Origin of the sequence: Reyranella sp., assembly GCF_050185545.1 — a bacterium.
Taxonomy (GTDB): Bacteria; Pseudomonadota; Alphaproteobacteria; order Reyranellales; family Reyranellaceae; genus Reyranella.
This window is the reverse complement of record NZ_JBFWZI010000218.1, coordinates 1-10,465: the sequence shown is the minus strand read 5'-3', so window position 1 is coordinate 10,465 and position 10,465 is coordinate 1. Positions and strand designations below refer to the sequence as shown.

The window sequence follows — 10,465 nt, the reverse complement described above, 5'->3', positions numbered from 1 at the left end:
CGCTCCACCCCGGAAAGACGAACATGGCTACAGGCACGGTGAAGTGGTTCAACGCCACAAAGGGTTTCGGTTTCATTCAGCCCGACGGCGGCGGCAAGGACGTCTTCGTCCATATCAGCGCTGTCGAGCGCGCCGGCCTGAACGGCCTCAACGAGGGCCAGAAGGTCACCTACGACGTGCAGGAGGAGCGCGGCAAGCTGGCCGCGGTGAACCTCAAGGCGTGACAGTCCGCCAGAGATCGCGATCGAGCCCGGCTGGGCGACTGGCCGGGCTTTTTTGGCTCCGAAGGTCTAGGTTACCCCACTGTTTACCCCCGCCCGTCTGATCCGTCTGGGCTCGTGGCTGCTGAGGGGCGGGACAGGTAGTGCAGAAAATCCTTATTCTTCGAGCTTTAATGGCGGAGAGGATGGGATTCGAACCCACGATACGGGTTATCCCCGTATAACGGTTTAGCAAACCGCCGCCTTCGACCGCTCGGCCACCTCTCCGCAGCCCGCTAAGACCCCGGCGGTCGTGTTCCACGACGGATGCGCGGCGGTTCTAGCCGGGGCCGCCCTGGGTGTCAAACACGGTGTCGATTTCACGTGGAAAATCAGGCCCTTGGCCGGTGGGCCTGAACTGTGCCACGGTGCCGCCATGAGTGCCTCGCCGAGTTCGATCGACATGCTGCGGCGCCTGGTGGCGTTCGACACCACCTCGCGCAATTCCAACCTCGAGTTGATCCACTGGATCCGGGACTATCTGGAGGAGCACGGCGTCCCAAGCACGCTGGTGCCGAACGCCGAGGGGACCAAGGCCAACCTGTTCGCCTCGATCGGCCCGGAGGCCGAGGGCGGCGTCGTCCTGTCGGGCCATACCGACGTCGTGCCGGTCGACGGCCAGCCCTGGACCTCCGATCCCTGGGAGCTGACGGTCCGCGACGACGGCAACCTCTATGGCCGCGGCACCTGCGACATGAAGGGCTTCGTCGCCGCCTGCCTGGCCAACCTGCCTGCCTTCCAGCGCGCCCGCCTCGCGGTCCCGGTGCACTTCGCCTTCAGCTACGACGAGGAGATCGGCTGCCTCGGCGCCCCGGCGCTCGCCGAGCGCCTGGTCGGCGCCGTGCCGCGCCCCCAAGCCGTGATCGTGGGCGAGCCGACCATGATGAGCGTGGTCAACGCCCAGAATGCCGGCGGCGGTCTCATCGCCACCTTCAAGGGCTTCGAGGCCCACTCCTCGATGACCCATCTCGGCGTCAGCGCCATCCACTTTGCCGGCGAATTCATCCATTGGCTGAACGAGCTGCAGGTCGAGCTGGCGGCGCGCAAGCGCAGCGACATCGATACGGTGCCGGGTCACACCACGATCAATGTCGGCATCGTCACCGGCGGCACCGCCGCCAACATCCTGGCGCGCGATTGCACGCTGAACTGGGGCTATCGCACCCTGCCCGGCGACGATCCGTGGGAGGTGCAACGCCGCGCCGAGACATACATCGCCGAGCTGCTGCTGCCTCGGATGAAGGCGCGCCATCCGGAAGCCGACATCACGCTTCGCCGTCGCTCCTTCGTGCCGGGCCTGATGCCGCAGGAGAACGAGGACGCCGCGCGGCTGGCGCTGCAATGGACCGGCGGCAACAGAACCTATGCCGTGCCGTATGCAACCGAAGCCGGCATCTTTCGCGGTCACGGGATTCCGACGGTGATCTGCGGGCCCGGCGACATCGCCCAGGCTCATCAGCCCAACGAGTTCGTCGCCCGCGCCCAAATGGATGCCTGTGACGTTTTCCTCGGACGCCTGATCAACTGGGCGGAGCGTGCATGAGCGTCACGGCGAATCGCCGCCGCTTCTTGAGATTTCTTGCCGGGAGTCCCCTCCTCGCGGGCCCGATGGCCGCGTCTGGGCAGCAGCAGCGCCTGCCCGATCCCTCGGTGTGGGCGCCGCGCACCCTCGACAAGCTGATCGGCGCGCCCAACGAGGCGCTGAGCGTCTTCGACTTCGAGCCGGTGATGAAGGAGAAGGTGCCGCCGGCCCATTTCGGCTACATGACGACGGGCACCGGCGACGAGGCGACCCTGCGCGCCAATCGCGAAGGCTTCCTGAAGTTCCAGCTGCTGCCCCGCCGCATGATCGACGTCGAGAAGATCGACCTCGGCATGGAGCTGTTCGGCCGGGCCTACCGTAGCCCGATCGTGATTGCACCGACCGGCTCGAACCGCGCTTTCCATCCCGACGGCGAGCTCGCCGTGGCCCGCGCGGCGCGCCGTGGCGACCATCTCGAGATGCTGTCGACCGTGGCCACGACGTCGATCGAGGACGCGATCGAGGCACGGGGCGCACCAGTCTGGTTCCAGCTCTACCCGACCAACAGCTGGGAGATCGCCAAGGCACTGGCGACGCGTGCCGAGAAGGCCGGCGCCGGCACGATCGTCGTCACCACCGACGTGATCGCCTTCCAGGTGTGGGAGACGTTCCGCCGCATGGCGCTCTCCGATCCCCGGCCGTGTGCCGACTGTCACGGCCTCGGCGTGGCCGACTTCGTGCGGCGCAAGCCGAACTTCGACGGCGTGAACCTGGCCGGCATCACCGGCACGCACGTCGACAACCTGACCTGGGGCTTCGTCAAGCGCCTGCGCGACACGGTCAAGACGCGGCTGGTGCTGAAGGGCCTGGTGACCGCCGAGGACGCCCTGTTCGCCGTCGACGCCGGCGTCGACGCCATCGTCGTTTCCAATCACGGCGGGCGCGCCGAGGACAATGGCCGGTCGACCATCGATGCTCTGCCCGAGATCCTCGAAGCGGTCGACGGCCGCATTCCCGTGCTGGTCGATTCGGGCTTCCGCCGCGGCACCGACATCGCCAAGGCGCTGGCGCTCGGCGCCCGCGCCGTATGCGTGGGTCGGCCCTATCTCTGGGGCCTGGGGGCGTTCGGCCAGCCCGGCGTGGAGAGGGTGCTGAACATCCTCCACCAGGAGACGCGCAACGTCATGATGCAGCTTGGCGCCCCGTCGCTCAGGCAGCTCGTGCCCGCCATGGTGCGACGGGCGTAGCGCGCGGGCGCCGCCTCCTCCCAGATTCGCTGGGGAGCTGTCCGCGTCTTCGCGGACGGAGGGGTCATGCTCATGTGGACCGCGGGCGTCCCGCCCGCTCAAGATTCATGCGTCTTTCCGACCGCGAGCTTCTCGCCTGCTCAAGCTCATGAGCGGGCGGGACGCCCGCGGTCCGGAAGAGCATGACCCCTCCGCCTGCCTGCGCGAAGCCGAAGCGGCTTCGCTTCGGCGAAGGCAGGTCGCCGTAAGACGGCGACACCTCCCCAGCGAAGCTGGGGAGGAGGAACGAAGAGATTTCGTCTAAGGAGACGCCGCCTCAGCCGTCGGTGCGACGACCGGTCTCGAACAGGAACCAGACGCGTTGCTCGGTCTCGTCGATCCAGTTCTCGATCAGGCTCGCGGTGGCGACGTCGCCGTGCTCGTCGCACAGTTCGTGGAGCGTGCGCATGTGCTTGTTGAGCTCCATGTTGTCACTGCGCAGCTCGGCCAGCATGTCGTGCGGCGTCACGTAGTCGGCGTCGTTGTCGAGCACGCGCTGCAGGCGCTTGATATGGCCGATCGAGCGGATGGTCGTGCCGCCGAGCTTGCGCACCCGCTCGGCGATCGCATCGGTCATGGCGTCGATCTGCGTCGCCTGGTCGTCGAGCAGCAGATGGTAGTCCCGGAAGTGCGGGCCCGACACGTGCCAGTGGAAGTTCTTGGTCTTGAGGTAGAGTGCATAGACGTCCGCCAGCAGGATATTGAGACCGCCCGCCAGCTCTTTGGTGGCGTTGGCTCCAAGATCGGTCGGCGTGGCGAGATTGGCGGTCTTGCGGGATTTCGCGTCGTTGCTCATGAACGGCATCTCCTGGCGGGTTTACGATGAAATCTAGCCGGCTTTCCCGACAGGGTGAACCGGTCGCCGACTACAGTGCGGCGCACAGGCTGCGTTCAGTCCGCAGCACGGATTCCTGACGGAAGCGCTGGCGATAGAGGTCGATGATCTCGGCAATCTTCGCCAGGTGGGCGGGCGAATCGAACACGATGATGTGGAGGCGCTTGGAACGTTCCGACACGGCCCTTCCAGATGACCCCCGGTACTGTCCCATGACCTCCATCACGCTGAGCCCGTCGGGAAATCGTGGAGAGACCTCCTCGGCGAGGAACTCCTCCCATTCACGGTCGCTCACCTCGCCCCCGTCGGGCTTTCCGCGGCCGAAGTAGAGCTCGACCGACACCGCCGGCTTGAGCGGCGCGACGCAGGCCGCGGTCAGCCCGACTTGCGCCAAGACGTCGCGACCCGCAGCGGCGATTGCGATGACCGCAATCGCCGCCACGACCAGGCGTCTCCGCAGTCGCATCAATTCAGGTAGGGAACCGCCATGCCCTTGGTCACGGCCGGCCGCGCGTTCACGGTGTCGTACCAGCGCTTGACGTTGGGAAAGTCGGCCAGGTTGACGGTGTGCCATTCGTGCCGCGCCGCCCACGGAAAGATCGCAATGTCGGCGATGGTGTAGTCGGCGCCGGCGGCAAAGGCGTTCGCGGCAAGTTGCTTGTCGAGAACGCCGTACAACCGCTTGGCTTCGTCGACATAGCGCTTGATGCCGTATTCGATCTTGGTTGGCGCGGCGCGCAGGAAGTGGTGCGCCTGGCCGAACATCGGACCCACCCCGCCCATCTGCCACATCAGCCATTGCAGCGTGTCGTACTTCTTCACCGGGTCCGCGGGCAGGAACTTGCCGGTCTTGTCGGCGAGATAGATCAGGATCGCGCCCGATTCGAACAAGCTGTACGGCTTGCCGCCCGGTCCGTCGGGATCGACGATGGCGGGGATCCGGTTGTTCGGGCTGATGCGCAGGAACTCGGGCTTGAACTGCTCGCCTTTGGAGATGTCGATCTTGTGCACGCTGTAGGGCAGCCCGCATTCCTCGAGCATGATGGAAACCTTACGGCCGTTGGGCGTGCCCCACGTATGCAATTCGATCATCGTCTTCTTCTCCCCCTTGTTTACGAAACGTCCGTTATCCGTCAGGTCCAGCTGTCGTCCGCTCCTCCATCGTCGAGCGACGCGGTATCGTAGTCGTCCTGATAGTCCTGATCCTGCTGCTGATCATCGGGCTGGTATTGATTGTCGGCCTGGTATTGACTATCGGCCGGCGTCGTATCGGACCAGGCCTGCTGTTGTTGCGGCATCGAGTCCGGCGGCAGCAGAGGCGACGGTTGCGATGCCTGGGCCTGGCCGAACGGGCTCGAGCTGTTGTTCAGCAATCCTCGAATTCCTTCGAACAGCAGGGCGCCGCCGGCAACTCCGGCTGCCGTCATCATGGCGGTACGGAAGAAACCACCGCCACCTCCGCCACTGGACTGCGGCGACAGGGCAGCCTGCAGCGGCGAGCGCGTCGGTGGCACGGCCGGCGCCGTCGGCGTCGGCGCCGTCGTCGGAACCGAAGTTCCCGGCGCCGTGGCCTGGGCACCCCATGGACCGAGCCTTGGTGCATTTCCCAGGAAACTCGGTGCAGCGGCGGACGGCGTCTCCTTGGCGCTCGCCTCGAGCTCGGCGATGCGCTCCTGCGCCGCCTTGAGCGCATGCTCCTGCACGAGCACCGCCTGCACCAGGAGATAGGCGGACGCAGGCTGGCGAGCCATGAATTCCTTGATCAACGCTTCCGCTTCCGGGTCGCGTGGCTGAGACTCGAAAGGCTGCAGCCGGCCGAACAGACCAGCAATGAGCTCACGTTCCTGTGCTTGCATGACATGCCTCCCGCCCCAATCCCGGGCACTCCAACGTGGTTGTCGAGGCGCCGAGCGTCAAGGGTCGGCGAGCCCCCTGGACGCAGCACCCGGGGCATTGTCCGGCCTGGCCGCGACAGATCGTTGACGGTTCAAAATCGGCAACTGTCATTGCCGCACTTGCAAATGCACGGACCGACAGCGCCATCGGCTGGTCATCCTGTTTCGACGACGATCACTTCGTTCGATCAGAGGAAGACAATCTCTCCGCGGCCGGCGAGGCTTGACCGATCGGTCATTCGCCTCTAGCCCGACTGGGCAAGACGATCCACCCGGGAGGACACCAAGCCATGGCCATCTCACTCTATGACCTCTGCATCCCCAGCTACCTGCAGACCACCGGTGCCGTCGAGGGCTTCCTGGCGCGCGCGGCCAGCCACTTCAAGGACAACAACGTCGACTTCAACGAGGTTGTCGATCACCGACTGTTCCCCGACATGCTGCCCTTCCGCTTTCAGATCGTGGCGGTGGCGCATCATTCGATCGGTGCTGTCCGCGGCATCAAGGCGGGTCTGTTCGGACCACCGGCGCCGCTGGGGGAACTCGACTTCGCCGGCCTGCAGAAGATGGTCACGCAGGCGCGTGAGGAACTGCAGCAAGTGAAGGCCGATGAGGTCAATGCCTGCGAAGGCAAGGACGTCGTCTTCCAGATCCGCGACACCAAGATCCCCTTCACCGCCGAAGGTTTCATCCAGTCGTTCTCGCTGCCCAACTTCTTTTTCCACGCCACGACCGCCTACGACATCCTGCGAACCAGAGGGGTTCCCCTCGGCAAGCGCGATTTCCTCGGCAGGATGCGCCTGAAGAGCTGACGCCGTGCCGCCGCGGCATATCGGCATCGTTGCCTGCTCGGCCGAAGGCGCGGCGCTGTGCTACCGCACCATCTGCGCCGAAGGTGCAGCCCTTCTCGGGCCGCACGTGCATCCCGAGATCTCGATGCATACCCCCTCGCTCGCCGATTATGTGCGAGCGATCGAGCACGACGACTGGCCCGCCGTAGGCGAGCTGATGCTGGGTTCGGCGCGCAAGCTCGCCGGCGCCGGCGCCCAGTTCCTGATCTGCCCTGACAACACCATCCATCAGGCCATGGCCTACGTCGTGCCACGCTCGCCTCTGCCCTGGCTGCATATCGCCGAGGTCGCGGCAGGCGCGGCGGTGACGCGCGGCTTTCGCCGGATCGGCATCACCGGCACGAAATGGCTGGTCGACAGCGACGTCTACCCCGAGAAGCTGGCGGCGCGCGGCCTGCAAGCCGTCCGGCCGAGTCCCGCCGAACGCGAGGCGTGCAATCGCATCATCATGGACGAGCTCGTGAACGGCGTCCTCGACGCGTCGTCCACGCACTACTTCCAGCAGGTGATCTCCCGGTTGAAGGATCAGGGCTGTGACGCGGTGGTGCTGGGGTGCACCGAGATCCCGCTCGTCATCGACGATCGCAACTCACCCTTGCCGACTCTCGATTCGACGCGCCTGCTCGCCCGCGCCGCGCTGCGGCGCGCGGTTGAGACGTGACTGGGGCAGGAAGTGGACGCATCATTTCCCTCCCCCGTAATCAGGGGAGGTGGCCCGTTAGGCCGGTGGGGGGAAGGCCTCACTCCCGATTTCACCGATTCCGACGTCGGTATCGGAAGCATCTTGCCTGCGGCCTTCCCCCTCCGCTCCGTAAGACGGGGCAGCTCCCCCGATGACGGGGGAGGATTGAAGATGTGGCCACTCCCCGGTGGCTGAGACGCCCGCCGTCCGGGCACGCACTCACATTGGCGGCGTCAGGCCGTCCTTGCCGACCAGCAGTCGGGCCGCGGTCAGGCTGCCGTCGGCCGCCTTGGCGGCACCCAGGAACACCTTGGCGCCAACCTTGGCGTCAGCCCTGTCGCCGGGAGCGAACGTGACGATGGGGGTACCCGGCTTCACCTTGATGGTCTGCGAGCCACCCTTGTAGTCGAGCGTCAGCGTCTGACCGTCGCCAGTCGACGCCACGGTGGATACGGTGGCATTGGTCATAAGGCTCTCGGGCTGAAGGTCCCACGGATAGTGACCCTCGTTGCTGCCGCGAGCCGCTTCGGGAAAGACCAGGACCTCGAGGGCATTCAAGGTGCCATCCGGTCCCTTCAACGAGGCAATGCCGACGAAGCTGCCCTGCTTGATGTCCGTCATGGCGAGCGGACTGACCAGCATGACCGCCCAGTCGTCCGCGAGCTTGACCGGAACCGACGTGCCCTCTCGCGTCGCGATGGTCGCGGTCTTGCCATCGATCGCGGCGATCGCGCCGCGCAATCGCGTCGGCGGGCTCGACGGCGGAGTCTGCGCCTCCACGGCCGGAATCGCTGCGAAGCCCAGCAGCATGGCCGTCCCGCCCAACAGCGGACGACGGCCCATCATCGAACGACGACCCATAATTGAACCACGAATGATCATGCGGCCCTCCATGCAGGCTGGGCCGGAGCCTGCCACGGAGCATTCCAATTGACTGCTTACGATTGCGTGAGCGGTCGCGCCCTACTTCGCCACCTTCAGCGACGGTCGTCTGGATGGCTTCGGCGCTTCCTCCAGCTCGTCGCCGTAGTATCCCTGATAGCGGGAGGAGTAGTCGCTGTGATCGCCGTAGCCGTAACGCGCATGCTTGGCGAGATTGACCCGGTTGATGACGATGCCGACATGGCTGGTCACAGGCAGCAACGCGCTGATTGCAGCCTTGACCACCTCGCGCGGCGTCTTGGCCCACTGCACGACGAACACGGTGTAATCGGCGAGGCGGGCGATGATGCGGGCATCCGAAACCGCCATGACCGGCGGACCATCGAGGATCACGAGGTCGTAGCGATCGGCAAACGTCGCCAGCGCCGATTTCATGGCATGCGATTCGAGAATTTCCGGCGCGTTGGGCGTGTTGGGACGTGCGCAAATGTAGTCCACGCCCGAGAGGTCGTGGCGCCGGATGCACTCGTCGAGCGAGCGCATACCCATCAGGTACTCGTCGATGGTGCCGCCGCGATCGCTCAGCCCGAGCGCCGCCGACATGCTCGCCTGGCGCAGGTCGAGATCGACGATCAGCACCCGGCGTGACGCATTCATTTTGGTCAGCAGGCCACCCATCGACGCAACGAAGGTGGTCTTGCCCTCGCCCGGCGTCGACGAGGTGATGGCGACCACCTTGGGCGGCCGATCGAGGCTGCCCAGCGTAATGGCGGTGAACACCGCGCGAACCGCCTCTGCCGCCGGCGAGGCGGTGTTGTCGAGGATCTGGCCGACCACGCTGGCGCGGACACTTCTGGCTCCCTTGACCTCCGGGATCATGCCCAGGACGTTGACGCCAGTGGCCTCCTCGATCTGCGCCGCCGAACGGAACACGCGATCCAGCTTCTCGGCGGCGACCGCGCCCGCCATGCCGAGCATGCAACCGATGACGAAAGCGGTCAGCAGGCCGGTCTTGTAGTTGGGCGAGGATGGCGTGTAGGACGGCGAAGCGTAGGACAGGATTCGGGCGTCGGCGCGCTGGATGTCCTGCTGCTGGCGCAATTCCTTGTATCGGGTCAGGAAGCTCTCGTAGAGCGTCCGGTTGGACTGAGCCTCGCGCTCGAGCTGCTTCAGCTCGGCCTCGTACTGGGTCGCGGTTCCGGAGACGACAGAGGCCTTGTCGACCATCTCCTTGAGCTCGTCCTCCTCGGCCTTGGCGGCATCGAGCTCCGCCCGCACTGCCAGCGTGATTCGCTGGGTCTCGCTCAGGAAGCGAGCCCGCACGGCATTCAGCTCGTTGCGGACCTGGACCAGCCGGGGGTGATTTTCGCCGAGCCGGCCGCTCAGCTCGGCCAGCTTGCGGCTGAGCTCGACGTCCTGGATGCGCAGCGCCGCGAGGGTCGTGTTGCCCGCGACCTCGGCGATGTTGGCGAGCTCGCTGGGATTGAGGCTCGCCTTGCTCAGGGCGACGAGCCGCGCTTCCTTCTCGACGCGCCGGCCGCGCGCGGCCGTGTACTTGGTGTTGAGGTCGGACAGGGTCTGGGTCGAGACATTGCCTTCGGGGCTGCCCGCCAGGCCCTTGTCGCGCCGATAGGCGGCCACCGCCTCCTCGGCCGCCTGCAGATTGCGGCGCAACTCGGCCAGCCGTTGCTCCAGCCAGTCGGTTGCCTTCTTGTTCGCCTCGTTCTTGCTCTCGATCTGGTCGGACAGGTAGGCGTCGGCGATGGCATTGGCGATCTTGGCCGACATCGTGCCGTCCGGGCTCTCCACGGTGACGACGATGACGAAGGTACGGCCGAGCAGCGTCACGCTGAGATGGCTCGCCACGGCACCGATCGCGGCCAGGCGGCGCGGATCATTCTCCTCCGCCGACGAGGCCTTTGCCGGCTCGGCAGCCTCGGGGGGACCGGAGGCGATTGGCGCGAGCAGCTTCGCGATTCCGGCGCTCCACAATTCCCGCAACGGGGCAAGAGAGCGGTCGATGAAACCCGGCGGCTTCGTCCCATTGAAGTCCGGCAGGTTGGCAAGCCCAAGCTTGTCGACGACGCGGGCGATCAGGAAGTCCGACTTGATGACCTCGAGCTCACTCTGGATCGCACCCATGTTGAGCGTGTCGACGCCCGACAGGGCAGCCTCGGTGCTGACCACCTTGAAGGTGCGCGTATCCAGCATGATCCGGGCCGAAGCCTTATAGAGCGGCGTCTGCTGGGCAA

General features: G+C 65.9%; 11 protein-coding genes and 1 tRNA gene. 5 read left to right on the top strand and 7 right to left on the bottom strand.

What is annotated here, in order from left to right; genetic code table 11:
- The first annotated feature begins 23 nt into the window (after positions 1 to 23).
- Positions 24 to 224, top strand: a complete 201-nt coding sequence (locus AB7O82_RS33355) for a cold-shock protein (RefSeq protein ID WP_428621316.1) — start codon at positions 24 to 26, stop codon at positions 222 to 224.
- A 171-nt stretch (positions 225 to 395) separates the two neighbouring features.
- On the opposite strand, the gene AB7O82_RS33350 is transcribed toward AB7O82_RS33355, so the two are convergent.
- A tRNA-Ser gene (locus tag AB7O82_RS33350) sits at positions 396 to 488 on the bottom strand.
- A gap of 148 nt (positions 489 to 636) precedes the next feature.
- Here AB7O82_RS33350 and argE point away from each other — a divergent pair.
- Positions 637 to 1,803 carry an acetylornithine deacetylase gene (gene argE, locus AB7O82_RS33345; protein ID WP_428621315.1) on the top strand — a complete coding sequence of 389 codons (1,167 nt, stop codon included), beginning with the start codon at positions 637 to 639 and terminating at the stop codon, positions 1,801 to 1,803.
- A gap of 65 nt (positions 1,804 to 1,868) precedes the next feature.
- On the top strand, positions 1,869 to 3,029 hold the full coding sequence (locus AB7O82_RS33340; RefSeq protein WP_428555064.1) for an alpha-hydroxy acid oxidase: 1,161 nt from the start codon (positions 1,869 to 1,871) through the stop codon (positions 3,027 to 3,029).
- Positions 3,030 to 3,345: 316 nt separating this feature from the next.
- On the opposite strand, the gene AB7O82_RS33335 is transcribed toward AB7O82_RS33340, so the two are convergent.
- The 4 genes from AB7O82_RS33335 to AB7O82_RS33320 all read right to left on the bottom strand — a co-directional run bounded on the left by AB7O82_RS33335 (position 3,346) and on the right by AB7O82_RS33320 (position 5,759).
- Positions 3,346 to 3,864 carry a Dps family protein gene (locus AB7O82_RS33335; protein WP_428555062.1) on the bottom strand — a complete coding sequence of 173 codons (519 nt, stop codon included), beginning with the start codon at positions 3,862 to 3,864 and terminating at the stop codon, positions 3,346 to 3,348.
- Between the two features lie 70 nt (positions 3,865 to 3,934).
- A complete protein-coding gene (locus AB7O82_RS33330; RefSeq protein WP_428555055.1) occupies positions 3,935 to 4,345 on the bottom strand; it encodes a DUF3574 domain-containing protein in 411 nt (136 codons plus the stop codon).
- A gap of 23 nt (positions 4,346 to 4,368) precedes the next feature.
- On the bottom strand, positions 4,369 to 4,995 hold the full coding sequence (locus AB7O82_RS33325; RefSeq protein WP_428555052.1) for a glutathione binding-like protein: 627 nt from the start codon (positions 4,993 to 4,995) through the stop codon (positions 4,369 to 4,371).
- A gap of 41 nt (positions 4,996 to 5,036) precedes the next feature.
- Positions 5,037 to 5,759, bottom strand: coding sequence for a DUF2076 domain-containing protein (locus AB7O82_RS33320; RefSeq protein ID WP_428555050.1), 723 nt, complete (start codon positions 5,757 to 5,759; stop codon positions 5,037 to 5,039).
- Positions 5,760 to 6,088: 329 nt separating this feature from the next.
- Here AB7O82_RS33320 and AB7O82_RS33315 point away from each other — a divergent pair, with 329 nt between their 5' ends.
- Positions 6,089 to 6,610: a DUF1993 domain-containing protein gene (locus AB7O82_RS33315; protein WP_428555047.1), complete on the top strand. Its 522-nt coding sequence runs from the start codon at positions 6,089 to 6,091 to the stop codon at positions 6,608 to 6,610.
- 4 nt (positions 6,611 to 6,614) lie between these two features.
- Positions 6,615 to 7,310 carry an aspartate/glutamate racemase family protein gene (locus AB7O82_RS33310; protein WP_428621314.1) on the top strand — a complete coding sequence of 232 codons (696 nt, stop codon included), beginning with the start codon at positions 6,615 to 6,617 and terminating at the stop codon, positions 7,308 to 7,310.
- Positions 7,311 to 7,550: 240 nt separating this feature from the next.
- Here AB7O82_RS33310 and AB7O82_RS33305 read toward each other — a convergent pair whose 3' ends face one another.
- Both AB7O82_RS33305 and AB7O82_RS33300 read right to left on the bottom strand, forming a co-directional pair.
- Complete coding sequence (locus AB7O82_RS33305; protein ID WP_428540598.1) at positions 7,551 to 8,177, bottom strand: hypothetical protein; 627 nt, start codon at positions 8,175 to 8,177, stop codon at positions 7,551 to 7,553.
- Positions 8,178 to 8,294: 117 nt separating this feature from the next.
- Positions 8,295 to 10,465: GumC family protein (locus AB7O82_RS33300; protein WP_428621312.1), on the bottom strand; the 2,171-nt coding region annotated here is incomplete at its 5' end.

Coding starts and splice junctions, on each gene's coding strand:
- AB7O82_RS33340 (WP_428555064.1), top strand. CDS start 1,869: ATGGCCGCGTCTGGGCAGCAGCAGCGCCTGCCCGATCCCTCGGTGTGG.
- AB7O82_RS33325 (WP_428555052.1), bottom strand. CDS start 4,995: ATGATCGAATTGCATACGTGGGGCACGCCCAACGGCCGTAAGGTTTCC.
- AB7O82_RS33305 (WP_428540598.1), bottom strand. CDS start 8,177: ATGATGGGCCGTCGTCCGCTGTTGGGCGGGACGGCCATGCTGCTGGGC.
- AB7O82_RS33320 (WP_428555050.1), bottom strand. CDS start 5,759: ATGCAAGCACAGGAACGTGAGCTCATTGCTGGTCTGTTCGGCCGGCTG.
- AB7O82_RS33315 (WP_428555047.1), top strand. CDS start 6,089: ATGGCCATCTCACTCTATGACCTCTGCATCCCCAGCTACCTGCAGACC.
- AB7O82_RS33335 (WP_428555062.1), bottom strand. CDS start 3,864: ATGAGCAACGACGCGAAATCCCGCAAGACCGCCAATCTCGCCACGCCG.
- AB7O82_RS33355 (WP_428621316.1), top strand. CDS start 24: ATGGCTACAGGCACGGTGAAGTGGTTCAACGCCACAAAGGGTTTCGGT.
- argE (WP_428621315.1), top strand. CDS start 637: ATGAGTGCCTCGCCGAGTTCGATCGACATGCTGCGGCGCCTGGTGGCG.